The organism is Flavobacterium sp. U410 (assembly GCF_053570605.1).
Window position 1 is genome coordinate 50,041 of the sequence record NZ_JBSEFI010000009.1, and the last position, 23,951, is coordinate 73,991.

At 31.1% G+C, this 23,951-nt stretch carries 25 protein-coding genes; 21 read left to right on the forward strand and 4 right to left on the reverse strand.

The annotated features are described in order from the left end of the window. The first annotated feature begins 19 nt into the window (after positions 1–19). Together ACUSJC_RS07750 and ACUSJC_RS07755 are read left to right on the forward strand one after the other, a co-directional pair. Entirely contained in the window at positions 20–3,763 is a 3,744-nt protein-coding gene (locus tag ACUSJC_RS07750) for a transglutaminase domain-containing protein (RefSeq protein ID WP_449268992.1), read from the forward strand. 19 nt (positions 3,764–3,782) lie between these two features. Beyond that, on the forward strand, positions 3,783–3,953 hold the full coding sequence (locus ACUSJC_RS07755; protein WP_449268993.1) for a hypothetical protein: 171 nt from the start codon (positions 3,783–3,785) through the stop codon (positions 3,951–3,953). 92 nt (positions 3,954–4,045) lie between these two features. On the opposite strand, the gene ACUSJC_RS07760 is transcribed toward ACUSJC_RS07755, so the two are convergent. Beyond that, positions 4,046–4,942, reverse strand: a complete 897-nt coding sequence (locus ACUSJC_RS07760) for a hypothetical protein (RefSeq protein WP_449268994.1) — start codon at positions 4,940–4,942, stop codon at positions 4,046–4,048. A 339-nt stretch (positions 4,943–5,281) separates the two neighbouring features. Between ACUSJC_RS07760 and ACUSJC_RS07765 the strand changes: the two genes are divergently transcribed. The 16 genes from ACUSJC_RS07765 to ACUSJC_RS07840 all read left to right on the forward strand — a co-directional run bounded on the left by ACUSJC_RS07765 (position 5,282) and on the right by ACUSJC_RS07840 (position 17,977). Further along, positions 5,282–5,458, forward strand: a complete 177-nt coding sequence (locus tag ACUSJC_RS07765; protein ID WP_449268995.1) for a hypothetical protein — start codon at positions 5,282–5,284, stop codon at positions 5,456–5,458. A gap of 149 nt (positions 5,459–5,607) precedes the next feature. Next, positions 5,608–7,161 (forward strand): tetratricopeptide repeat-containing sensor histidine kinase, encoded by a 1,554-nt coding sequence (locus ACUSJC_RS07770; RefSeq protein WP_449268996.1) that lies wholly within the window; start codon positions 5,608–5,610, stop codon positions 7,159–7,161. A 5-nt stretch (positions 7,162–7,166) separates the two neighbouring features. Continuing rightward, positions 7,167–7,832 carry a DUF5932 domain-containing protein gene (locus ACUSJC_RS07775; protein WP_449268997.1) on the forward strand — a complete coding sequence of 222 codons (666 nt, stop codon included), beginning with the start codon at positions 7,167–7,169 and terminating at the stop codon, positions 7,830–7,832. Positions 7,833–8,092: 260 nt separating this feature from the next. Beyond that, on the forward strand, positions 8,093–8,296 hold the full coding sequence (locus ACUSJC_RS07780; RefSeq protein WP_449268998.1) for a hypothetical protein: 204 nt from the start codon (positions 8,093–8,095) through the stop codon (positions 8,294–8,296). Continuing rightward, positions 8,297–8,545: a DUF4236 domain-containing protein gene (locus ACUSJC_RS07785; protein ID WP_449268999.1), complete on the forward strand. Its 249-nt coding sequence runs from the start codon at positions 8,297–8,299 to the stop codon at positions 8,543–8,545. Positions 8,546–8,558: 13 nt separating this feature from the next. Next, the gene (locus tag ACUSJC_RS07790; RefSeq protein WP_449269000.1) at positions 8,559–9,062 is read left to right on the forward strand and encodes an SH3 domain-containing protein; all 504 of its coding nucleotides are present in this window, start codon (positions 8,559–8,561) and stop codon (positions 9,060–9,062) included. Positions 9,063–9,068: 6 nt separating this feature from the next. Beyond that, the gene (locus tag ACUSJC_RS07795; RefSeq protein WP_449269001.1) at positions 9,069–9,500 is read left to right on the forward strand and encodes a hypothetical protein; all 432 of its coding nucleotides are present in this window, start codon (positions 9,069–9,071) and stop codon (positions 9,498–9,500) included. Positions 9,501–9,752: 252 nt separating this feature from the next. Continuing rightward, positions 9,753–10,262 carry a hypothetical protein gene (locus ACUSJC_RS07800; RefSeq protein WP_449269002.1) on the forward strand — a complete coding sequence of 170 codons (510 nt, stop codon included), beginning with the start codon at positions 9,753–9,755 and terminating at the stop codon, positions 10,260–10,262. After that, the gene (locus ACUSJC_RS07805; protein ID WP_449269003.1) at positions 10,259–11,470 is read left to right on the forward strand and encodes a DUF4407 domain-containing protein; all 1,212 of its coding nucleotides are present in this window, start codon (positions 10,259–10,261) and stop codon (positions 11,468–11,470) included. Before ACUSJC_RS07800 ends, ACUSJC_RS07805 begins: the two co-directional genes overlap by 4 nt. Then, on the forward strand, positions 11,460–12,848 hold the full coding sequence (locus ACUSJC_RS07810; RefSeq protein WP_449269004.1) for a DUF4407 domain-containing protein: 1,389 nt from the start codon (positions 11,460–11,462) through the stop codon (positions 12,846–12,848). Before ACUSJC_RS07805 ends, ACUSJC_RS07810 begins: the two co-directional genes overlap by 11 nt. After that, positions 12,849–14,549 (forward strand): hypothetical protein, encoded by a 1,701-nt coding sequence (locus ACUSJC_RS07815; protein ID WP_449269005.1) that lies wholly within the window; start codon positions 12,849–12,851, stop codon positions 14,547–14,549. Between the two features lies 1 nt (position 14,550). Next, complete coding sequence (locus ACUSJC_RS07820) at positions 14,551–15,057, forward strand: hypothetical protein (protein WP_449269006.1); 507 nt, start codon at positions 14,551–14,553, stop codon at positions 15,055–15,057. 6 nt (positions 15,058–15,063) lie between these two features. Next, positions 15,064–16,512: an ion transporter gene (locus tag ACUSJC_RS07825; RefSeq protein ID WP_449269007.1), complete on the forward strand. Its 1,449-nt coding sequence runs from the start codon at positions 15,064–15,066 to the stop codon at positions 16,510–16,512. A 27-nt stretch (positions 16,513–16,539) separates the two neighbouring features. Beyond that, a complete protein-coding gene (locus tag ACUSJC_RS07830; protein ID WP_449269008.1) occupies positions 16,540–16,956 on the forward strand; it encodes a hypothetical protein in 417 nt (138 codons plus the stop codon). Positions 16,957–16,961: 5 nt separating this feature from the next. Beyond that, a complete protein-coding gene (locus ACUSJC_RS07835) occupies positions 16,962–17,177 on the forward strand; it encodes a hypothetical protein (RefSeq protein WP_449269009.1) in 216 nt (71 codons plus the stop codon). Next, a complete protein-coding gene (locus ACUSJC_RS07840) occupies positions 17,165–17,977 on the forward strand; it encodes an endonuclease/exonuclease/phosphatase family protein (RefSeq protein ID WP_449269010.1) in 813 nt (270 codons plus the stop codon). The genes ACUSJC_RS07835 and ACUSJC_RS07840 overlap by 13 nt, the downstream gene beginning before the upstream one ends. 156 nt (positions 17,978–18,133) lie before the next feature. Here the strand turns inward: ACUSJC_RS07840 and ACUSJC_RS07845 are convergent, their stop codons facing one another. From ACUSJC_RS07845 to ACUSJC_RS07855, 3 genes are all read right to left on the reverse strand, one after another. Next, entirely contained in the window at positions 18,134–19,963 is a 1,830-nt protein-coding gene (locus ACUSJC_RS07845) for a M56 family metallopeptidase (protein ID WP_449269011.1), read from the reverse strand. Between the two features lies 1 nt (position 19,964). Then, positions 19,965–20,324: a BlaI/MecI/CopY family transcriptional regulator gene (locus tag ACUSJC_RS07850; RefSeq protein WP_449269012.1), complete on the reverse strand. Its 360-nt coding sequence runs from the start codon at positions 20,322–20,324 to the stop codon at positions 19,965–19,967. Positions 20,325–20,419: 95 nt separating this feature from the next. Next, a complete protein-coding gene (locus tag ACUSJC_RS07855) occupies positions 20,420–21,793 on the reverse strand; it encodes an MDR family MFS transporter (protein WP_449269013.1) in 1,374 nt (457 codons plus the stop codon). A 136-nt stretch (positions 21,794–21,929) separates the two neighbouring features. Between ACUSJC_RS07855 and ACUSJC_RS07860 the strand changes: the two genes are divergently transcribed. Genes ACUSJC_RS07860 through ACUSJC_RS07870 form a run of 3 tightly spaced genes read left to right on the forward strand, consistent with a single transcriptional unit; the run spans position 21,930 to position 23,942 of the window. Beyond that, positions 21,930–22,526 (forward strand): DUF1684 domain-containing protein, encoded by a 597-nt coding sequence (locus ACUSJC_RS07860; protein ID WP_449269014.1) that lies wholly within the window; start codon positions 21,930–21,932, stop codon positions 22,524–22,526. Then, positions 22,526–23,179: a TatD family hydrolase gene (locus tag ACUSJC_RS07865; RefSeq protein ID WP_449269015.1), complete on the forward strand. Its 654-nt coding sequence runs from the start codon at positions 22,526–22,528 to the stop codon at positions 23,177–23,179. Before ACUSJC_RS07860 ends, ACUSJC_RS07865 begins: the two co-directional genes overlap by 1 nt. A gap of 25 nt (positions 23,180–23,204) precedes the next feature. Next, positions 23,205–23,942 carry a tRNA threonylcarbamoyladenosine dehydratase gene (locus ACUSJC_RS07870; RefSeq protein WP_449269016.1) on the forward strand — a complete coding sequence of 246 codons (738 nt, stop codon included), beginning with the start codon at positions 23,205–23,207 and terminating at the stop codon, positions 23,940–23,942. Positions 23,943–23,951: the final 9 nt, after the last annotated feature.

The following is a 23,951-nucleotide window of genomic DNA, read 5'->3' on the forward strand; positions in this document are numbered from 1 at the left end:
ATCTAATTTAATTTTTCGTATGAAAAAAATTCTATTTGTCTGCTCTATGCTTTTGGGTATCTTATCTTCTTATGCCCAACAAGATTATTCGGAAGTAATGAATTTACTTTTGAACAACAAAAGAGAAGAAGCCAGAAAGCTATTTGACAAGCGATTTGGAAAAAATAAAGACCAGTCTATTGATCTACTTTTTTTAGATGCAATGATAGACGAACAAAACGGACGTTTGAATTATGATGCAACGTTACTACAAAAGATAGAAAAATTACCTAATGCCGTTTATTACATTGATCCTTTTATCAATAGTAATTATGTAATGACGAACGTCAATGAAGATAAATTTGATGATTTGTCTTTTGTTAAAATTGACTTTTTGGCTCAATCCAGTGTTTTTAAAGACAGAGATGTCGTAAAATATCGAAAATCTGTTTCTGACGTGAAGCGAAAACAATATGCAGAAGGCGCAAAATGGGCAGAAAAATTGCATACTATTAAAGATTGGCAATATTGTGGTGTTTTTGAAAATTTAAACAGTAGCGGATTAGATACGGAATATGAACCTGAAACCTATGCTAAAAATGATAAATTGTTTGAAGCAAACAGCAATGGAAAAGTAGGATGGTATGTTCCAAAAAGTGCCGAATATGATGGTTATAATTTTTTCTTTAACGAAGGCGAATATGGAAGAGGGATTATTTATGCTCAAACATTTATAGAGGTTCCGGCTGAAAAAGAATATTTATTGCAGTTCGGAACTTCTTCGGGGATTAAAATCTTTATTGATGATGTAGAAGTGGCCTCCGAATATGAAGCAAATACCACTAATTTAAACGCTTACAGTTATTCGGTTACTTTGCCACAAGGTACGCACCGTTTGACAGCTAAGGTAGAAAGCTCTAACAGTGATTATTTTGCTGTACGCCTAATGAACAAAGATCTATCGTTCCCAACGGAGTTAAAAATAAGTTCCGGATATAAAGAATATAAAAGCGGAAGTGGAGTAACAGCTACAAAAGTTCCTTTAGATTTTGAACAGTATTTTGAAGATTTAGTAGCTAAAAATCCTAAGAACGTCTTACATAAGTTATTCCTGTTTAAAGCATACGAAGCCAACCGTAAAAAAGAGCTGGCGCATAAAGCTATTGAAGGATTAGATAGTCAATATCCTAAAAGTTCTTTAATAGGTCGTTATATGACCAGTTATTATAGCATGGATAATAACAATGATAAAATTCAGGAAATAAACAAGAATATAGAGAATAATGATCCGGATTATTTCTATGCGGTTTTATTGAAAATGCAAGACAGAACTTGGCTAAAAGAAGCGCAACTAAAAGAATTAGAGAATTATGCGGATAAAACAAAAAAATATCTTAGTAAAACATATTCGCTATTGTTCCAGTTTATGATTGCTTCCAGACAATCTAATGTAGACAATCTGTTTACCATTATTGACCAATTGATTGAAGAAACACACAATAAAGAGTTTTATGTAATCTCTAAAGCTAATCTTTACAACAGTGTAAAAGACGACAAAACAGCTTATTTGGCTATTATAGAAGAGATTATTAAGAAATATGACGATTATGATGCTTTAGGAAAATTAGTTGATTTTTATAACGATTCCAATCAAAAAGAAGAAGTTAAGAAGATCATTTTGAATCGATTGGAAACCTATCCTTATATGAATAACTTGAGAGACAGTTATATCGGTATTTTAATTAATGAAAATAAATATGAGGAGGCTCTACAATATATTGATGAAAATCTAGCTCAATTTCCGTATTCCTTTGAAAATATGGAACAAAAAGCAGATGTGTATCGTTTAATGAAAAATAATAAACAAGCAGAAGCTTTTTATCTAAAAGCACTTTCTCACGATTCGTCTAATAGCCAATTGCGAAAAAAATTATACGATTTAACCAATACGCCTGACGAAATTGAAGAAGTTGAAACCAAAAATATTTACGATCTGATTAAAAAACGTCGGAATACAACTTTAAAAGGAGATTATGGAGTTTCCTTACTTTTAGATGAGTATATTGTAAATGTACTTCCTGAAGGCGGGCGTAAATCAAAAGTTCGTTTTATTTATGAAGTAACAGCCGAAAACGGAATAGAAACGTTAAAAGAATATTCTTTGAATACGTATGGAATCAATTTGACCAAATCGGAAATCGTAAAGAAAAATGGTTCATTAGTTCCGGCAGAAGACAGTGGTTCTATGTTAGTATTTCCTAATTTAGAAGTAGGAGATGTAGTATATATCGAATACGATTATTATTCTAATTCTTACGGAAGATTTTACAAAGACTTTACATCAGGATTTACGTTTAACGGAAGTTATCCTGTAGTAGAATCGTTGTTCACTATCATACACGATCCTAGTTTAGATCTAAAGATTACTTCAAAGAATGGAAATGTAAAACTTACAGAGAAAAAGCTCAATAAAAAGGTGTTGAAACAATGGAAGCAGGAAAATGTATCCAGCATTCCTATTTATGAAAGTTATGCACCGGAATATGAAGATTTAACCGAAGCTGTAAATGTAGGAACGATCAAATCATGGAGCGTTATTGCCGATTGGTATGCTGACTTGGTAAAGAAAAATATCAAATATGACCGTATAACTCAAAATACGTTTAAAGAAATTTTTCCTAACGGAAGCAATGGACTTTCTGAAACGGAAAAAGCAGAGAAAATTTACCGTTACATCTGTGATAATATTACCTATAGTTTCTTAGATTTCAGACAAAGTGGTTATGTACCGCAAAAACCTTCTAAAACCATAACTACCAAACTGGGAGATTGTAAAGATTTGTCAACCTTGTTTGTGACTTTGGCAGAAGAAGCAGGATTACAGGCTAATTTAGTATTGGTTTTAACCAATGATAACGGATTTAAAGCCCTTTCGCTGCCGTCTAAAGATTTTAACCATTGTATTGTCAGAGTTTTGATTGACGGAAAAGAAACCTTTTTAGAAATGACCGATCGTTATTTACCTTTTAAAGCGTTGCCAATGTCGTTATATCATGCCAATGCTTTGGTTATTAATTTTGATAAAACAAAAAACCAAGCGGCACAATTGATCCATATTCCTTTTGATCATGCTATTGTAAATAAAACAGAAACCAAAACAGTGATTACGATAAGCGAAAATCAAAAAGAGTTTTCTAATCAACATACATTATTTGGAGCCGGAAAAGCATATTATAATGAATTGTTTTCAAATGCAACGTCTGAAGATATTCGCAAAAAGGAATTTGAAGAAATGTACAATTCCCGTTTGAACAAGATCGTAGTAATGAAAGATTCAAAAATGTTGACCACCGATAAATATACACCGTCAGTTAATTTTGAAACTGCTTTTACTGTAAATGAGAAGTTACAGCAATTGGGCAGCCTTAAAATTGTAAGCATACCATTTATTGATAAAGTATATACCAAAGATGTTATTGCTAAAGAAACACGTAATTACCCGATTTCTTACATTCGTTATGAGAATGCAAAAGAATACGATACCGAAATTGTGTTGAACATTCCGGAAGGAAGTAAATTTATAGAACTGCCTGAAAACAAAGAATTGACTTTTAAAGGACATGCTTATAGTATTCAATACGATTTAGTAAAACCCAATCAGTTAGTTGTAAAACGAAAAGTAACTTTAGATTGGAACGATATTCCGGTAGCAGATTATCCGGAATTTAAAAAATATGTGGAAGAAGTAATCGCAATAGAAGAACAAATTGTGGGGTATAAATAATAATGTAAAACATGAAATGATGAAAAAAGTAATTCTTTTAGTAATAGCAGGCATTGGATTAGTGTCTTGCGCGAATGATGATGCAGTAACAACTCCTTCAGGAGCAGAAGTACAAAATGAGGTTTATTTAAATAAAACAGAATTAGATACAACAGGTGGACAAACAGGAAACAATCCAATAAAACCATAAAATCCTCAATTTTATGAATAAAACATAATAAAAACGGGAAATATTTTACACAAAATATTTCCCGTTTTTTGTTTATGAATAAAAAATATAGATCAATGTAGTTTTTTATTCAACCCATATCGCTCAATAATATAAGGCGTTATTTTCTTTAATGTTCCTCCCGTTTCCGGATGAAGTCCCGGAGCATTAAAACAATCCATATTGTTTCCGTCTAAAGATTTTCCATACCATACTTTTTCCTTTCCATTTTCATCAAAAAATTGAGTCGTATCACAAGTTGTAATCTTTTGAAAGTCATGAATGAGTTTTTCGTCTTTGGGTTTAACTAACCAATAATTGCTATTATCGACATCATCACAGTCAAAGGCTTCGTAATGATCATTTTTCCATATCATACAATCTTGTGTATTGCTATAATAATAGATAATGGAGGACAAAACCATAATCAAAAGACCAGCCGTTATCCAAAGTAAAGTATGCTTTTCTCTTTTCGGGGGTAGTGGAGAAATAATGGTTAAAGGAGTTGTATCTATTATATCTTCTTGAGAAACATTTTCAGTAGTCTCATCAACTTTTTCTTTTTTACTATCCTCAGCAATAGGATTAGGTAATTTATTTTCACCAACCAAACGGGTAAATTTAGGATAAGGTCTGCTTTCATAACTTACCAATAGAGCAGCCATATCTAAAGCAAAATGACTTGAGAGTTCAGATTCTCTTTTAAAGAACTTTCCGATAGGTTTGAATTTGTTGACAATCTTTTGATCATTGAGTTCATGAATGGTCTCTTCGCTAAAATTAAAACCTAAAAAATTCCGAAAACTAATAGAGTCATTTTGGTTTTTGGAATCACTAAGGATTATGACACATAAATCTCTAAGTTTTGCCGGAGAAGGATTTAAAAGAAAGTTGCTGTGAACACCATTTTTTTCGGTTTCATACTTTTTTAAAATCTCATTTTTATACTCTTCTAAGTAATTTTTTTCCATGAATTCTATCGGATTTTTCAGATTTCATCGGATTCTATCAGACTTTTAAAGAACTATCAGAACTATCGGAATTCCGTATCAAAACTGTTGGAAATCAGACGTTACTTTGTCTTCAGATTTAGTTCTTGTTCTACTCGCGATAAGAACAAATGTACAAAACTACTTCTAAAAAAGTGATACTGAACAGATCAGGATTTTTATCAGGGAAGTATACAATGACTTTTCTGTTTCAGATCACTTCACTTCCCACAAAGTATTAACGGCAATCGGGCTGTATGAAAAACATTTGGATAATTCCGAACAGCCCTGCCTATGTCAAATTTTTAAATTTTTAAAATCATGAAAAAAGTAATTCTTTTAATAATAGCTGGGATTGGATTAGTGTCTTGTACTAATGATGAAACATTTACTATCCCTGAAACAGTAGCAACAGAAACTCAAAATGAAGTGTATTTGAATCAGAAAGATGGAGATACGACTGGGGGACAAGGAGGAGTTATTCCTATAAAACCATAATTTTTTTATAAGAAATTTTTAAATTAATAAAGATTTTATAAATTCGAGGAATGATATCAAAAGTATATTCCTCGTTTTTGTTTATTATAACAATATTGTTATTTAATTCTTGTAATAAAAGTTCAACACCATCTGATGAGTACCAAAAAATGCTAGATAAAGCAGGAGTATATTTTGATAATTCAAAGTATGATTCTGCTTTTTTTTATTACAATAAAGTCCAATTTCATTATAAAGAAACTTTACCTGATAAAGCTATTTATCCTTTATTAATGATTTCAGACATTCAAAGAAAATTTGGTGATTTTTCAGGAAGTGAGGAAACTGTAACAGAAGCGTTAAACTTAGTTACAGAAAAGACTCAAGAAAGTTATCAGATTTTTATATATAATATTTTAGGATTGAATTACTCTGAACAGAAAAATTTTAAGGAGGCCTTAAAATATTATGATAAATCTTTCGAAATGACTACAAATGAGTTGTTCAGATGTATTATTAAGAATAATATAGCTTATAATTATTTAAAGCAGGCAAAATATGATGCAGCAAGACAAATATTAGATTCTATTAGAATTAATAGCTCATTGATTGCTGAACCAGAAGAATATGCGAGAGTGATCGATAATTTAGGCTTTGCTTACTTTAAAAGTGGAGATAAAAATAAGGGGTATCATTATTTGATCGAGTCATTACAAATAAGAGATAGTTTGGGAGAAAGTCATGAAAAAATAGCTTCATTAATACATTTAGCTCAATTTTATCAGGATTCTTTACCGGAGCTTACAGTTGATTACGCAGAGAAAGCATATAAGACAGCTTCGAATGTGAAAAGCCCGGATGACCAAATAGAAGCTTTAGGTATTTTAATTCCCAATACTACAGGAACACAATCTAAAGAATATTTTCAAAAATTTATGACTACAAAAGATAGTATTGATCTGGTTCGACAAATGGATAAAAACCAATTTGCCAAAATAAAATACGATTATTCTTTAATCTCAAAAGATGCAGAAATTCAAAAAACACAAAAAATAATCTATTTACTGTTAGTTTTTATTGTACTGTTATCATCACTGTATATCTTTTTTCATATCAAAAGGAAAAATAAAATAAAGCTTCAAATAGAGAATCAAAAGACAGTTTACGAAACCGAAACCCGTATTTCTAAAAAACTCCACGATGAGTTAGCCAATGATGTTTTTCAAACCTTATCTTTTGTACAAACTCAGGAGTTGGAAACCAATAGAGAATCTTTAATCAACAATTTGGATGAAATCTACAAGAAAACCCGCAATATTTCCAGAGAGAATAATGATATAGCAACCGGAAAAGACTTTGAAGAAGATTTTTTAGGAATGATTGCTGATTTTCAGGATGACAAAGTAAATATCATCATCAATAAAGAAGAAGCAAACTTAAATCAGATTGCCGACGAAAAACAGATTGCTTTGTATAGGGTAATCCGTGAGCTGTTAGTCAATATGAAAAAATACAGTCAGGCTTCTTTAGTTGTGCTGAATTTTACTTTAGATAAAGAACTGAAAATAAACTATTCGGATAACGGAAAAGGCTTTGAAAAGAAAAAATCACCGGGAGGACTTCAAAGTGCGGAAAACCGTATTCTTGCTTTAAACGGAACAATTACTTTTGACACTATGCCGGGTAAAGGCTTAAAAGTTTCAATTATAATCCCTAAAAATTAACCTTTATGTTTTCAAAAGTATTACTAGCAGAAGATATTGACAGTACAAATGTGGCGGTTGTACAACTGCTTAATGAAATGGGAATCACTCATGTTGATTTTGCCAAATATTGTGACGAAGCATTTTTAAAGATACGAAAAGCATTGTTAGACGAACAGCCTTTTGATTTGTTATTGACAGATTTACATTTCAAGGCCGATTTTAGAGAATCGGTGCTCACATCAGGAGAGGAATTAATAGAAAAAGTAAAGGAAGTACAACCTAATATTAAAATGATTGTCTATTCGCAGGAAGAAAAATCATTTACTATAAAATCACTTTTCCAATATTTTGATATTGATGCTTATGTTGTAAAAGGAAGGAACAGCATTCCGGAACTAAAAGAGGCTTTCAAGAAAACATTAGCAGGAGAATTATATGTATCTCCCGATCATGCTTATGCGTTGCAAGATAAAACCGTGAGTGAAATAGACAGCTACGATCTACAGATCATCAAACATTTAGCGTTGGGAATCACTCAGGACGAAATAGAAGTTACTTTTAAAGAACAAGGAATCATGCCAAATAGCAAAAGTGCCATAGAGAAACGCATTAACAAACTGCGAACCTATTTCAGAGCCAATAATAATGTGCATTTAATAGCTATAGCTAAAGATATGGGCGTTATCTAAAATTTCAAAAGATAGCTGTATAGCGTATCAATTTTTTAAAAATATTTTTTTTGCTACAATGTTTGTAGCATTTTTTTTTAAAATTAAATTTTGCTACACTACTTGCAGCACTTTTTTCAAAAAATATTTTTTGCTACAAAAATCAAAAACCATCTTTAATTTATTTTTTCAAAATAAAAAGTAGCCTTTATGGTAAACCGTAAGGAAACGAATAACATTGGTTTTATGTTTGAGGTGTTTAACCTTAAATAATTAAAATTATGAAGTATTATGTAAACAAGAATCAGCAATCAAATGGAGATCATGAGGTTCATACTCAGAATTGTATTTATCTGCCAAGTGAATCTAATAGAAAGTATCTCGGAGAATTCAGTAATTGTAAAGAAGCTGTCAAAGAATCCAAAAAAACTTATGCTCAATCGAATGGTTGCAAAACATGTTCAAATGAATGTCATACAAGTTAAATGGGGTTTCGTTTTCAAAAAAGAATCAGTATAGGAAAAGGACTTCATATCAATATCAGCAAATCGGGAATATCTCCAAGCATCAGAACGAAGTTTGGGTCAATTAGTAGAAAAGGAGCCTCGCTAAGAACTGGAATTTCAGGAGTAAGCTATAGAAAAAACTTTTCAGAGGCTAAAAATAAAGGTTGTGCATTGGTTTTGATACTACCAACATTACTATTGATTGTTTTAAAACTGATTTTTAATTAAAAAAGTAAAATAGATGAAAATAATAATCATATTAACCTCTTTATTAAGCCTTTTCTATGGGGCAGAACCCCAAAAAGATTTGGTAACTTCTAAATATTCCTGTATTCCAAAAACAGTAATAGAAGGACGATGTACAGGATCTTCTTCTTGTAGTGTTTGTAAAAATTGTTCTCGCTGCGCCCATTGTTCTAACGGAGGAACTTGCGGAGTCTGTTCGGGAAGTAGTACTCAAAATTTTTATACAACACCACGACAGAGTAGTAGCCAATCTTCAGGAAACACTTATCGTAGTACGGTAACCGTAAATGTGATACAGAATTATTATGCCGGTAAACTATTATATGTTTCTAATACTACGCTGAATTTAAGAAAAGGACCGGGTACAGATTATGAAATAGTTGAGGTTTTATCACAAGGAGACGAATTGACATTCATTAAAGCAGAAGGAGAATGGCTAAAAGTTTTGGTCAATGATTCCGAAAATATAGGTTGGGTACATTATCAATATGTAAAATAGAAAAAAATGAAACATATAGTTGCGTTGTATGGGACTTCAAACGTTGGGAAGTCTATGACAATTAAATTACTTTATCAAAAATTGATAGATAACTATGAAAAAGATATATTATTAGACTCTGTTAAACAAATGAAATCTTTTGACGGAGACATAAGAGTAGTTATCACGATCAATGGAAAAGTAATAGGTATTGAAAGTCAGGGAGATCCTAATTCAAGAATCTTTGAGTCATTACCTTTTTTTGTTGAATTAAAATGTGATATTATAATTTGTGCGACCAGAACAAGAGGGGGAACTGTAAAAATTGTAAATCAATATAAAAATGAATACAATATTCATTGGGAAGAACAAAAAGTTGTCAAAAAAGATTTTGAAGAGACTAATAATCAAATGGCAGAATTATTATTTGGTAAAGTGCAACAATTTATAAATGAATAATTAAGATAACAGTTAAAAAGCAACAACCAAATTGGCCCAGTAAAACAGGAAAACCTTCCGGAAAAAATAGAGATAATAATCCGCCAAAGGCAAAGCCCAAACCTCCTAAAAAAGATTAGGTTAACTAGTAGGCAAGAATCCCGATAGCTTTTGTTCTCGGGATTTTTTTATGATAGAGAAATTAGATTACGGTTTTCCGTAAGGTATTGGTTTTTAGATAGAGTATGTTTGGGATACAAATTAGACAGTATTATGATAAAAAATATAGTGTTGTTTTCTAAGTTTTATTTTTTAGTAGGAATTACATTTTTTAAAATTCTTTTTAGTGGTAGTAAAAGGTTAAAAAGAGAGAAAGTTAATTACGCTTCTTATCCATATTTTAAAGACAGTTTCCTACTGTTTGAATTTCATTTCAAAAATGCTTTATACTTTAAAATCAATAATGTAAAACATCTTCACCAAGGAACAAAAATAATCCCTTTGAAAAATTACAATTATACAATTGATTTTTATGCTATTGGGATATTTGAAACATATCATCAAACTATTTCAATTGAACCTGGTTTTGAGGCTGACTTTTCTGATTTTAAAACAAAGACCTCAAAATTGCAGCTTCAAAGTAATGAACAAAAGAAACTTCATATTAACATTGAACCGACAGTTCGTAGAAAAATTGCTAAGCTCTATTTTGATGAAATAAGGTTAAAACATAAAAAAGCAACTATAAAATTTAATACCTATAACCAAAACGAATTTATATGAAAAGAGATTATTATGAGTTACCAAAATCGGGTTCTATTATGCGATTTTTATGGAAATGTGCAGGTGGAGACCGTTATCTGTTAGAGCGAGCAACATATTCTGATCAGATTAAGTATATGTGCCTAGGAGGAATTGTTTTTGCAACCGGAGCAATGGCAGGAATTGCCGGCGGCTATGCTTTTTATACCATTTTTGAACCTCGGGGTTCAGCTATTGATAATCCGGTTCATACAGGAACATTGTTTGGAGCAATGCTTTTTGGATTAATTTGGGGATTAATGATTTATAACATTGATCGTTTCATCGTTACAAGTACTGGGAAAGGAGATGGAACAGAAGCTATTACTTGGGACGAATTAAAAGGAGCGACACCTCGTATTTTAATGGGAGCTATTATTGCAATTACAATTTCAAAACCAGTTGAAATAAGAATGTTTAAAACAGAAATTGATATTAAACTTCGTGAAAAACAAATAGAGCAGCAAAGAATATATATAGATAAAGTCAATGCAAATTTTAATGAAGAATTAGCAAAGAAAAACTTAGAAATTAAGAAAATTGAAGAAGATTTAAAGCTTAAGATTGAAAGACATGCTGATTTAGAAAAACAATACATTGAAGAAGCTAGATTGATTACAGTAGGTCCAAGAGCAAGAGCAATTAAAGCACAGATGGATGTTGTAGATCAAGAAATTGAGGATATTAAGAAAAATCCGGAATATTTAAGAGTTAAAAATGAAAAAAGAGAAATAGAAAAAAGAAGAGAGAAGGCCTTAGCTGACACAGAAAAGGTAGCTAATGGCTTAGATGGTCTTCTTGAACGGATTAAAATTGCTCATGAGGTTGCAGGTACATGGATAACTCTTTTTATTACATTACTTTTTATGGCAATAGAACTAACACCAGTGTTTTTTAAACTGATGCTTATTAAATCTCCTTATGATTATTTAGCAGAGAATCGAGATGATTTGATAAAAGCAGAAAAAGGAATTGAAATTCAGTATGATTTTTATAAAGATAAAGAAGGAATAGAACGCCATTTAGTCATAAACCATGAAGCCAAAAGATTGATCTATGAAAAAATAAAACTGACTGAAATACAAAAAGAGCTAACGGATTATGCTGTTGGTAAATATAAAGAAAGAGAGATGAGCAAAATTGATGAAAATTTAGAAGATTACATCAAGCCAATTCAAAATGAAGAATAGTTTTATAGAAAATATCAGACTTAAACTAACTACCCTTTCAGGAGAAGATGGCTATGTTTTGAAAAGATGTTCGGCTTCTCTAAAAGTTTATTTTGCAGTAATAGGATTCTTTGTACTATTGGTATTTGTCGGATGTTTTATTAGCGCAACTACTTTTACATATTCATTGTTTGATGAGAATTCATTTATAAGTACACCGTTTGGTTTGCTATGGGCGAGTATAATAACTATTATTTATTTATTGCTACTATATACAATTTCTCCGCCCACGTTACCAAGTAAGTACAAAACAAATAACGGAGAAGTAGTTGTTGATGAGAAAGATCACACTCGATTTTTTACATTTTCCATGTTTTTGCGTTTAGGGTTTATGATATTATTAGCTGTAATAATTGCACAGCCTTTAAATGTCTACTTTTTATCAAGTTCAATTGAACCTAGTCTGGAAAAATTTAAACAATTGCAAAAAGCCAATATGATAATGGCTATAGATAGTTTATTTATTGAAGATGAATTAAGAGCTAAAATTGATTTTGAAAAGCATGCAAGGCTGAAATTGACAGATAAAGAGTTCATTGTAGCAAAACAAAAGGCTTCTGGTTTGAATAGTAAATTATTGTCGGATAGAGTTTTTATTTCTAAAGCATATAATTTATTAGACTCAATAGAGAAATATAATTTTAAACCACTTTTTATACAGCAAAATATAAAGCAAGATTCGTTGATTGGAGAGTTAATACTTTTACTGAATTCAGAAATAGAAAGTGATATAAACTATCAAACAAATTTAGCGTTATTGCCTATACCAAATTTGAAAATATCGGATGAATTTAATTCTTATAGAAATCAGTTAAATAAAATTATTTCTAGTAAAATCAAGAACTATAGAAATTTAGAACAATTATTGTCTAAAAGTAATTTTTACATTCAAAAAATCAAGATAGTACTCCACGAAAACATATTCTCTTGGATGATAACACTTTGTGTAATAATCATTTTCTTATTACCTATTCGCATGAAATTCTTAGTTAGAAATAAAAAATTTTATGTATTCAAAAGAGAGATTGAGAAAAGAGTAGTTATTGATTTTTATGAAGATTTCAAATTCCAGTATTCTAAAATTTTAGAAAATAAAATTCAGAAAGTAAATAATGATATTCAGGATAGATTGTTTGTTGCTCTTCTAAAGATAAGAGAAATTAACAAGGACAAGTACAATGAGATTCTAAAAGAAGTTAAACAAGAACTATATCCGGAAAAAATCTCGTTTCATGAGATTTGGCAAGACCCTCCTTTTAGAACAAAGAGAATATTAGATGATGCGAAGTTTAGTTCGGAAAAGGACTTTATAAATTCATTATATAATACCACAAAGTAAATGGAAGAGCGAATAATTACAGAAATTAAACGTGAACCATTTATTGATGAAAATGGTATAAAGTGTTTAAAAGTTACTTATGAGATAAAGATTCCTAGAAAAACATATATTCTGGGAAGTGTAAAAGGTAAGTATAGAGGAAGTTTATTAAAGATTTCGGAAGAATTTTACAATTCAGAATTTTATGAATTCGAGATTTATGAAGCTTTAGTAAGAATTGAACAAACATCAAAAAATATTTCCTTTAACAATCAGTGTAATGCTAAAGAGTTTCCGAGAGAAAAGCTGCCGGAATTGTTAAAGGTTTTCATAGAAAAGGAAGGTAATTATTATAAATTAGGGGTAATAGAACCTAAAATTTGTGATTTCTATTCAGATAAAAAATATCATCAAATAGAAGGAAGTGAAATTTTTGGGGTATTTATAGGAACAATTACAGGCTATATTTTTGATTATGAAATTAGTTATGAAGAAGTAATAGAGGAATGGACAGATGAAATTCAGTCTACTTTTTCTTCTAAACTTTTTAAATCGAGCGGTATTAAGACAGGAAGGAGTGAAGTTAGAGAAGGTTATATCCGATATGAATATTATAATACATATCATGATAAAACTATTTGGGGAATCTGGGAAAAAAACAAGAATGGAATTGTGGATACTAAAGGAGGTATTGCTAAAGGCTGTTTTTTCAGTTCTTTGGGGATAATAGGATTTTTAATTGTTGGAGCTGTTCTTGCCAACTTTTTTCCGATAGTTTTATATATAATTGGTTTTATAATAGTTATTTGGCTTCTAAATCTATTAGCACCTTTTCTTAAATGGATTTTTAGAGGATTAGTGGGTATGTTTTTACTAAGCTTGTTAATCTCTTTTACTTATAATTTTTCGAATGATAGAAGTAATTATATTCCAGAATCAGAGCCAGTTGAGACTGAAAAAGAATTAAACCCAGTAATTAAACCCATTGCAGATAATCAACATGAGACTAAAAAAAACGAAACATTAAACGATAAAATAATCAAACATTACAGAATTTGGAAAGATTATAATGGAAATGAATATGAAGGGTATTATTATATTAAACAAAGTGATTATTATAAATCCGGTCAGTTTAAAAATCAATTGCGTAACAGAAGAAATTTAAGTTACGATCAAATACTGTATAATATACAACAGTTTGATACAGATAACTATGAAAATTTATATTACATGTTGGATAGCATTGGTACTACTAATAAGCTTAATAAAGTTGATTTTGCAAAAATGGTAGTTAGCTTTGTTCAAGATATACCCTATAGTCTAGTATTACAAAATGATTGTACCCCTTCTGTTCAAACCGATAATTTTACCAGAAATTTTTTAAGGAATAATCAAGGAAAATGTATCGGAAATCAGGAGTTTGGGATTTGTACACCGGTAGAGTTTTTATATCATTTAAAAGGAGATTGTGATACAAGAACCATTTTATTGTATTCAATTTTTAAACATTATAATTATGATGTAGCAATTTTAAGTAGTGAACACTATCAACACTCAATTTTGGGAATAAATTTACCATTTAGCGGAAGCGGAGTAGCATATCCATATAGAGATAAAAAATACTATTTCTGGGAAACAACCGCTTTAGGATTACAACCAGGAGAACTTTCGGGTGAATTTAATAATTTACATTTTTGGAGAATTTCATTAAAGTCAAAGTAATATGAACAAACAGAGTTTATTTTTTACCATTTTAACAGGGATTATCAGTTTAATCCTTGCATTAGGTTTAGTACAATTTGTTGCTAAGAAAACAATCAGTTCGAGTATAAAAGAAAAATCAACATGGTCCTTTCTTTTATGGCAATGTAACTGGTTAATCCCCTTTTTTATTTTCCTGAAAATTGCATTGCAAGTAACAGAAAATACAATTGAAACGGTTATTTATTCTAATACAATACAAAACACGTTTTTCTTTAGTGTGGGGAAAATACTTTTATATGTTGGTTTTACTTTTCTATTTACAATTTTCATTAATAAGATAATTGATTTGGTGGACAAATATTTTTTTACAAGAAATGAAATGTTAATAGAATTAGAGAACAATAATATAGTATATTTTGTTTTTAAATTTATACTTGTTATAGGTTTATCATTCTCATTACTAACTGTTTTTGAGCATTTTTTAAATTGGTTTGTGCCTTCAATAGAAACACCTTTTTATCATTAAATACAAGTGAAAAAATGGCTCTATGACATATTAGAAAACGATCAGTTAAATGACGGCAAGAAATTTCTGTTTGATATTTTTTTAGCGGTTATTATTATCCTTTCCATTGTTCCTATTTTTATTGAAAATAGTGAAGGAGAATTACCTTTTATTTTTGAAAAAATAGATGAAGGAATTATGTTCTTCTTCATTACAGAGTTTTTGCTTCGTTTTTATGTTGCTTCAAATTTCAGAGAAGACCTAAAGAATAAAGGATTAAAACATGCTTTGATTCAGAAGTTGCGATGGTTTACTCAGTGGAAAACAGTTATAGATTTTTTAGCAATTATACCTAGTATAAAGTTTTTTAGAGTCTTCAGAACGTTGCGGTTTCTCAGATTGTTCAGGATTTTTAGAATTTATCGATCTATAAAAACATTTCGAGAAATCGATAAGATCTTTATCATTCTAAAAGGAATGAAAGAAGAAAGTCGTGTATGGCATGTTTTTCTGAGTTTTACAATATTTTTTATGTTCGTTATTTCATTTGCCTTATATATTTCCGAAAGAGGAACCCAAGATAGCGAATTTCAGAATTTTAAAGATTCTATCTGGTATTCTGTTAAAGTACTTGGTTTCGGAGACGATACCCCGAAAACCATTTTCGGTAAATTCTTTGCCGCTTTATTGCTTTTAATTAATATGGCAATATTTGGCTTTTTTGTTTCAATCATACTAAATAAAATTCAAAATACAATGGAAGTCATAACTTCGGGTAAAATCGGGAAAATTAAACTAGAGAATCACATCGTTATTTGTGGCTATACCAAGTCATCACAAAATGTCATAGAAGATTTGCTCCAGGATAAAAACAATATTAATAGAATAGTTTTGATCACCAGAAAGAAAGTACAAGATGATATTCATGGTGTTATTTATGTAAATGATGATTATACAGAACTGGATACATTGTTAAAAGTGAATATAGCAAAAGCAAAGTTTGCTATCGTATTTGCAGAACCTAAAGAACATGATACGATAAAAGATGTGGATCTAAGAACCGTAATGACTATTTTTAATATAGAAAAAGAAGCGCCTAATGTCCATACAATAGCAGAGATTAATGATGAACGCAATGCAGAAATTATAAAAGATAAAATAGAAGGAGACGAAATTCTTTATAAAGAATTAATTGATTCAAAGATTATTTCCAGTTGTATTAATCATAAACATCTTTCCAATATGTTTTATGAACTATTTGGAACCGAAAAAAGCAAACGTTTATTTGAAACAGATTTAGAAACCATTCTATTGGAAGGAGAAGCAAACGTTAAGAATATAAAATTTTATTTTATAGACAAAAACGCTACTTTTTTAGGCTATATAGATGAACAGAATAAGTCATTTTTATCTCCTAAAAATGATGTCATTTTAAATAATTCACATCGACTTATTTATATTTTAGATACTATTTAATAATATTCAGTAATAAAAATAAAATTCATGCTAAAAAAACTACTACTCTCAACCATTACACTGTTTTTACTGTGTTGTAAGCAAACAGATAGTCCTCCGGTTAAAATGCAGCCTCTGTATAAGGAAGCAGAACCTCCCATAACACCGCAAGACAGAGAAGAAATAACAGAAGAAGAATCGCTAACCTATCATGTAGATGAAGAACATCTGTATAAGTACCGAACCGGAATATCCGGTCAATACGAATATAATTATGATATTGTAGGGCATGATAAAGACAGCAACGAAGTGCGAGGCAATATCAACATACGTGGAAAATATGGTGCAGGAATAGTAGTTAATGCACAGGGAGAAGAAAAAGAACTGCATGTAGAATGGGTAGATTACGGAAAACTAGCCGGTACAGATGAAGATGGAAAAGAATATAAATTTAAAGTAGAATAAAAACAATGAAAAAACTACTATTACTAGCATGCATTTTAAATGTAATGACGTCAATAAAATATGAGGAGACAGAAGTTTATGTGTGCGGTTCTGCCGGAGCTAAAAAGTATCATTTTACTAAAAAATGCAGAGGATTAAACAGTTGTAAAGATGAAATCCATAAAAAAACACTTAATGAAGCCAAAACATTAGGACTCAAACTTTGCGCATGGGAAGATTAATACATTTTGTCCTGCTTTTTAGTACATCAATTGCTTTTTCTCAACTAAAAGTAATGTCGTGGAATATTGAAAATTTAGGAGCTTCAAAATCAGATTCGGCAATTCAGTTCATGGCAACAGTACTGAAAGATTTTGATATTGTAGCCATTCAGGAAGTAGTTGCAAACGAATCAGGACCTAAAGCCGTTGCTGCATTAGTGGATGAATTGAATAGGAAAGGAGCCAACTGGAATTATGTAGTAAGTAAGCCCACAGAAGGAACTGCATATAAAACAGAACGCTATGCTTTTTTATGGAAATCAAATAAAGTAACCCAACTAAAAGCTTGGCTAGACAATCACTATGTAGAAGAAATACAAAGAGAACCTTATTTCTGTACATTTCAGTATCAGAAAAAAACATTCACATTAGTTAATTTTCATGCCAAGACCAAAAAACAGCAACCGGAAACAGAAATTAAATATTTTAAATTTTTTCCGGAGTTATATCCTCAGCTCAATTTAGTTTTTTTAGGCGATTTTAACTGCCCGCAGCAACATACTGTTTTTAATCCCTTGAAGCAAAAAGGATATTTACCCGTTTTTACAGGACAAAAGACATCATTACGGCAAAAGTGTATTGAAGGAGACTGCTTAGCATCAGAATACGATAATATTTTTATTCTAAAAGGTACATTTTCAGTAGTTTCAAAAAATGTAATTCTCTTTTTTAATACATTTTCTTCTTTTCATCAGGCCAGAACAATATCAGATCATGTACCAATTTGGGTAGAATTGTCCGTTCAGAAAGCAAAAAAATAAAGATATTCAACAAAAAAGAAGCCGTCTTAAAAGATAAAATTGTTTTTAAACCTTGTTTTAATTCTGTAGTCGGTAAAATAAAACAAGATCAACAAAATACCTTTGAGACAGCTTCTGGTTTTGCTCAGTGTTTAAATGGAGGGGGAATTATATTTTTTAATTGGATTCTTCCATTTTTTGCATGTAAGCTTCTATTTTCTTTTCATAAACCTTCATTTTTTTCTCATATACTTTCATAGCCTCTTCATATTTTTTCATAGACGGTTCTTTTTTCTCCATTTCTTTTTCAAAAGCTTCCATTTTTTTCTCAAACTCCTTCATTTTAGGCTCAATAGCTTTCATCTTTTTCTCATATACCTTCATTGCTTTTTCATATTTTTCCATGGCAATTTTATCTTGAAAGTCAGCAGGAACATCCGGTACATTTGGGAAATTCGGAGGCGTAGGAGGAGTCGGGAAATCAATGTCAAAAACCGGAGGGACAGGAGGCTCAGGAAGTTCAACTGTATAAGAATATGAAATATCTTTACCGTTTACAACAACAACATTGTCTTTTCTAAATTTTCCATTAGCATCCTTATCAGAATAAACAGTAACATTACCATTTGCTTGAATTTTTACATTCTTCAACTCTTCATTTGAATATGTTTTACCATTTACAATAACTAAATCGTTGGTAGTTTCATCAGTGTCTTCATCCTCGTTCTCAATATCAGAAAGATCTTCATCCGAATCAATAGTAGAATCCGCTAACATAACCTGATAAGGGCTTTGAGTAATATGTTTTTCTTCCATAGTTTTGTCTCTAAAAACAATCTTTTCAACTTTGCCGTTATTTACTTTGGTGAATAAGCAAACCGGTTCAATAGGATCAGACGGATCATTTTTATGACTTACTTTGCCTTGATTACCTTTAGAGTCATTATACTCAATAGAAAGAGCATAGATCTCACCTTGTGAATTTCGTTTTACATTTTTAACTTTAACAGTAATACCAAGAGCATCTTTGAAATAATCAACATTTTTTTTGATTTCGTCATCTGTTGAGGTTTTATCGATAGTCATTTCAACAATAGAAACATCTTTATTAGCTTCAACAGAAGAATTTTTTACTTGAGCGATGGTTTCCACTTGAAAGATTAAAAAGAAAGCAACTAATGCAGGAAGAGCAACAAAGTATTTCCATGCATCTTTTTTGCGAGAAGGATTAGTGTTTAACATAACAATTCGTTTTTTGATTAATGATTGATAAAATTGATTGGTGATTGATAATTGATTTTGACTACATACTATTTTTAATAACGTCTTCTGATAGGCATACAGTTGATTAGTCTGTTTTATAGATTCAGCATCCGCTATAAACTCTAAATTTTGAAGCATAGCTTTTTGATAAAGCCAGGCAATTGGATTGATCCAGAAGAATAAAACCAAAAGTTTACTGATCAGTACATCCACAGAATGTTTTTGCTGCATGTGTACTTTTTCATGAATAAAAATATATTCCAATTCTTCTTTACTAAACTCTTTTTTATTGTACACCAGATAATTGAAAAACGAAAAAGGATTTTCTATCTGTGGAGATTCTACAAAATGAGTTTTACCTATTTTATTAGACTGCCCTGATTTTATAATAGAAGCAAGGGAAATGAATTCTAAGGTTAGTTTGATAAAAAGCCCCAGAGAAATAAAAACATAACAATAACACAAAATAGTATTCCAGTCTATTGATTCCTCTTCAGGAGCAGATATTGTGGTAATTCCGGTTCCTTTAATAGTGTTATAAATTCCGGAAACCGGTTGTGGATCTACCCAGATGATTTTAGAATAAGACAACAAAGGGATAATAAAGGAAATAAAAATCCCGGCGATTAAGAACCAGCGGTTACTTTGAAAAAACGTTTCTTTCTTCAAAAAGAAATAATAAACCAAATAGTGAAAAATTAATAACCCATTCACTTTAAGAAAATAGAGCAGAATTGTTTCCATATTATTTCTTTTTTTCGATTATGTCTAAAATTTCGCGAAGTTCATCAGCCGAAATTTTTTCTTCTTCGGCAAAAAAGGAAACTAAATTTTTATAAGAATCATTAAAATAATTAGAAATAGCCGTATTCATAAAAGTTTTACGGTATTCTTCTTTGCTTACAATAGGGTAGTACTGATGCGTGTTTCCGTAAGCAGTGTGTCCAACATAACCTTTGTCTTCTAAATTTCGAACAATAGTGGATAAAGTGTTATAATGAGGTTTGTCTTCTGAAATTTCCGCCAAAACATCTTTTACAAAAGCTTTTTTAAGCTTCCATAAAATGTGCATGATCTCTTCCTCTTTATTGGTTAATTTTTGCATAACATAATTGTAATTTGATTGATGAACCAAACTTACAACTATTTTTTTAGTTACACAACTATAAAAATAGTTATTTAACTAAAATTTACGTTTTTTTATTTTCCCAAGGCTCTTACAGTAACATAATAACGCCAAGCCAAAATAGCTTTTTGCCACTTCTTAGCAATAATAGGATTCAATTGCTGTTTACTGAAACTCGGTAATATTAGTTTGTTCAGCCTAGCTAAAAACATAAAAAATAACGTTTTCAGCGATTTGTTTTCATATTGTACCATAAAAAAGACGATTAAACCTAGTAACGAACCTATTAAACCTAGAATTCCCATAAAAAGCCAATTGGTTTGATATCCTTTTGCACTAATAATTCCAAAACCGGTTTTAGCCGATAAGATGTGAGCCAAACTATAGCTCATCGTAAAAATGGCCATATATCGACCTTCGTGCCCTTTTGGAGCACGACTTATCGCAAACGAATTGGAAAAAGGAAAAGCTAACATTTCACCAAAGGTTATAGCAAACATCATCACCCAAAGCATAAATTGCCATTGGTTCAACAAAAGCATGAACATGCAAAGCGCCATGATAAAAGCTCCCAGAGTAACTACTTTAACTTTGTTAAAATGATGTTTTTCAATATAACTCACCAAAGGCATTTCTATTAAAAAAACCATAAAACCATTGAACGACATGAGTATTCCGGTTTCATATTCGGTCATGTTAAACTGTTCTTTATGATAAATAGGTAGAGTAGTGAACAATTGAAAAAAGATAATTCCCGTAATCAAACAAGTAGTTAGGAAAATCCAAAACGGAATATCTTTAAAAACCGAAGCCGTTAAAACTTCTCCCGGATTTTTAGTGTCTTGATATTTCGATTTTTCTTTTTCTTTAACGGTTGCCCAAAAGATCAAAATAGCTAAAACACAAGTTGTTCCGTCAACCCAAAACAAACCTTTGTAGCCCATGTTGATGATAATCAAACCGCCCAAAGCCGGTCCGGCAGCAAAACCTAAATTCACGGCTAAACGAACTAACGTGAGTGCTCGGGTTCTGTTTTCGGGTTTAGCATAAGCGGCTAGCGAGACAAACATCGCCGGACGAAACATATCGGCAACTAACATAATAAGAAAAATGGCTACCAAAAAAGCTTCAAAAGTATGAATGTGTTGTAACCCAAAAAACATGAGTCCGCTGGTAAGCAAACTAAAAATCATAATACGGTAAAACCCTATAGAATCGGAAAGTTTGCCGCCTAGCCAAGAACCAATCATAGAACCGCTTCCGAAACTCACCAATACCCAAGCCACTTGACTGTAACTGAAACCAAGATCTTCCTTTAAATACTTTGACAAAAACGGAAGTACCATGGTTCCGGCTCTGTTGATAAAAGTAATTAAAGTTAAAATCCAGATTTCTTTAGAAAAACCTCTGAAATTATTGATGTATTGTTGGAAAGCTTTAACGAGCATGAATAGAATTTAATTCGCAAAAGTAACAAGCAAATCCCATTGTTGTGTTAAGTTGCTATGAATTTAACTTTTTGTTCCTTTTTAGTCTTTGGTTATCCCCGTTAAAATTCTGTACTTTTGTTAAAAAGTTTGATTCATGTATAAAATAACATTGGCTTTATTGTTTACAATTACCGTTTTCGGTCAGCAAAAAAGCGAAATCGAATTAGCACAAGAATTTCAGGAAGGGTTGAATAAAGAATTTAAAGACTCGGTTTCCAGTCCGTTAGAAAAAGAAGATTTAGCGCATTTTGAACGTTTGGATTTTTATCCTATTTCCGAAAAGTTCATTGTGAAAGCAACTTTTGTAAAAGCTAAAAAAGAGAAAAGCTTTAAAATGAAAACTTCGACTTCCAGAACACCAATGTATATTAAATATGGCGAATTACATTTTGAATTGGAAGGAAAGTCAATGGTTTTAAATGTCTATAAAAATATTGAATTGAGTAAAAAACCGGGTTTTAAAGATTATCTTTTTCTTCCGTTTTTAGATTTAACCAATGGAGAAACCACTTATGCCGGCGGACGATATTTAGATATTGTAATTCCTAAATCAAAAGAGGTTATCCTTAATTTTAATAAGGCTTATAATCCGTATTGTGCTTACAATCATAACTATTCGTGTCCGTTAGTGCCACGAGAAAATGATTTGGATATAGCTATTGAAGCCGGCGTAAAAAAGTTTCATGACTAATGCAGTTTATTAATCTACATACACATCGCTATTCTGCACAGGTGGAAATCTTGGAAGTGGTAAACCAATATCCATGGGAGTTTTCAACTGAAATTCCGCAGTATTCCATTGGAATTCATCCGTGGTATATTGAAGAAAATCGGTTGAAAAGTGATTTGCGAGTAATAGAAGAGAAATTACAAGAGAAAAAATGTTTGGCTTTAGGCGAATGCGGTTTGGATAAACGAATTGAAATTCCGCTTTCGGTGCAAACCAAAGTTTTTCAGCAGCAAATAGAATTGGTACAAAAAACAACAAAACCTATTATTTTGCATTGTGTTGCGGCTTACCAGGAAGTCATTGCGATTCAAAAAGAAATGAATATTCAAAACCCGATGATTATTCACGGTTTTTCAAAAAATGAACAAGTAGCCAAAAGTTTATTGGATAACGGATTTTATCTTTCGTTCGGAAAATACCTGTTGCGTAACCCCGATTTAGAAAAGGTTTTTAAATTTGTGCCCGAAAATCAGTTTTTTTTGGAAACCGATACAATAGAGGAAACTATTGTTGAAGTGTATCAAAAAGCAGCGAATTATAAAGAAATAACTCTGGAAGAATTGCAAAAAAAAGTAAGTACTAATTTTAGTAAAGTCTTCCAATTAAACCAATAAAATAAAGAGTAAAATAGATTAAGGTATGGCAAAGTGGCAAGAAAGAGCAGAATTATTGTTTAAACCGGAAGGTTTAGCGAAGTTGACTAATGCAAATGTAATGGTTGTGGGGTTAGGTGGTGTAGGAAGTTTTGCAGCTGAATTTTTGGCTCGTGCCGGAGTAGGAAACATGACTATTGTAGATGGTGATACCGTAGATATTACCAATATTAACCGACAATTACCGGCATTACATTCAACGGTAGACAAACCTAAAGTTGAAGTTGTAGGCGATCGTTTGATGGATATTAACCCGGAATTGAATTTAACTCGTGTTCAGGAATTTCTTTCGCCCGAAAGAGCTTTTGAATTGGTCAACCAAGATTTTGATTATGTGTTGGATTGTATTGATAGTTTAACGCCTAAATTGAATTTGATTTTGGCAGCCAAAAGAAAGCGCGTAAAGATTATTAGTAACATGGGTGCCGGTGGAAAATTTTTAGCCGAAAAAGTAAAAGTACGCGACATCAGTAAAACCGAATATTGTCCGTTAGCCAAACAAGTGCGTAGACGTTTAAAGAAAGAAGGAATTTCCGGAGGCGTAAAAGTGGTGTATTCTGATGAACGTCCCGATTATGATAGTGTAAAAATGACGGATGGAAGCAATTTTAAAAAATCATTTTACGGAACCAATAGCTGGATGCCGGGATTATTTGGTTTACACGCTGCTCAAACTGTGGTAATGGATATTTTAAAAAAGAAAGAAGTTAAAGAAAACGAATAGTTTACATTC

What these genes read in the sequence shown, in the direction of transcription:
- ACUSJC_RS07750 (WP_449268992.1), top strand. Translation starts at nt 20, where the DNA reads ATGAAAAAAATTCTATTTGTCTGCTCTATGCTTTTGGGTATCTTATCT.
- ACUSJC_RS07755 (WP_449268993.1), top strand. Translation starts at nt 3,783, where the DNA reads ATGAAAAAAGTAATTCTTTTAGTAATAGCAGGCATTGGATTAGTGTCT.
- ACUSJC_RS07760 (WP_449268994.1), bottom strand. Translation starts at nt 4,942, where the DNA reads ATGGAAAAAAATTACTTAGAAGAGTATAAAAATGAGATTTTAAAAAAG.
- ACUSJC_RS07765 (WP_449268995.1), top strand. Translation starts at nt 5,282, where the DNA reads ATGAAAAAAGTAATTCTTTTAATAATAGCTGGGATTGGATTAGTGTCT.
- ACUSJC_RS07770 (WP_449268996.1), top strand. Translation starts at nt 5,608, where the DNA reads ATGCTAGATAAAGCAGGAGTATATTTTGATAATTCAAAGTATGATTCT.
- ACUSJC_RS07775 (WP_449268997.1), top strand. Translation starts at nt 7,167, where the DNA reads ATGTTTTCAAAAGTATTACTAGCAGAAGATATTGACAGTACAAATGTG.
- ACUSJC_RS07780 (WP_449268998.1), top strand. Translation starts at nt 8,093, where the DNA reads ATGAAGTATTATGTAAACAAGAATCAGCAATCAAATGGAGATCATGAG.
- ACUSJC_RS07785 (WP_449268999.1), top strand. Translation starts at nt 8,297, where the DNA reads ATGGGGTTTCGTTTTCAAAAAAGAATCAGTATAGGAAAAGGACTTCAT.
- ACUSJC_RS07790 (WP_449269000.1), top strand. Translation starts at nt 8,559, where the DNA reads ATGAAAATAATAATCATATTAACCTCTTTATTAAGCCTTTTCTATGGG.
- ACUSJC_RS07795 (WP_449269001.1), top strand. Translation starts at nt 9,069, where the DNA reads ATGAAACATATAGTTGCGTTGTATGGGACTTCAAACGTTGGGAAGTCT.
- ACUSJC_RS07800 (WP_449269002.1), top strand. Translation starts at nt 9,753, where the DNA reads ATGATAAAAAATATAGTGTTGTTTTCTAAGTTTTATTTTTTAGTAGGA.
- ACUSJC_RS07805 (WP_449269003.1), top strand. Translation starts at nt 10,259, where the DNA reads ATGAAAAGAGATTATTATGAGTTACCAAAATCGGGTTCTATTATGCGA.
- ACUSJC_RS07810 (WP_449269004.1), top strand. Translation starts at nt 11,460, where the DNA reads ATGAAGAATAGTTTTATAGAAAATATCAGACTTAAACTAACTACCCTT.
- ACUSJC_RS07815 (WP_449269005.1), top strand. Translation starts at nt 12,849, where the DNA reads ATGGAAGAGCGAATAATTACAGAAATTAAACGTGAACCATTTATTGAT.
- ACUSJC_RS07820 (WP_449269006.1), top strand. Translation starts at nt 14,551, where the DNA reads ATGAACAAACAGAGTTTATTTTTTACCATTTTAACAGGGATTATCAGT.
- ACUSJC_RS07830 (WP_449269008.1), top strand. Translation starts at nt 16,540, where the DNA reads ATGCTAAAAAAACTACTACTCTCAACCATTACACTGTTTTTACTGTGT.
- ACUSJC_RS07835 (WP_449269009.1), top strand. Translation starts at nt 16,962, where the DNA reads ATGAAAAAACTACTATTACTAGCATGCATTTTAAATGTAATGACGTCA.
- ACUSJC_RS07840 (WP_449269010.1), top strand. Translation starts at nt 17,165, where the DNA reads ATGGGAAGATTAATACATTTTGTCCTGCTTTTTAGTACATCAATTGCT.
- ACUSJC_RS07845 (WP_449269011.1), bottom strand. Translation starts at nt 19,963, where the DNA reads ATGGAAACAATTCTGCTCTATTTTCTTAAAGTGAATGGGTTATTAATT.
- ACUSJC_RS07850 (WP_449269012.1), bottom strand. Translation starts at nt 20,324, where the DNA reads ATGCAAAAATTAACCAATAAAGAGGAAGAGATCATGCACATTTTATGG.
- ACUSJC_RS07855 (WP_449269013.1), bottom strand. Translation starts at nt 21,793, where the DNA reads ATGCTCGTTAAAGCTTTCCAACAATACATCAATAATTTCAGAGGTTTT.
- ACUSJC_RS07860 (WP_449269014.1), top strand. Translation starts at nt 21,930, where the DNA reads ATGTATAAAATAACATTGGCTTTATTGTTTACAATTACCGTTTTCGGT.
- ACUSJC_RS07865 (WP_449269015.1), top strand. Translation starts at nt 22,526, where the DNA reads ATGCAGTTTATTAATCTACATACACATCGCTATTCTGCACAGGTGGAA.
- ACUSJC_RS07870 (WP_449269016.1), top strand. Translation starts at nt 23,205, where the DNA reads ATGGCAAAGTGGCAAGAAAGAGCAGAATTATTGTTTAAACCGGAAGGT.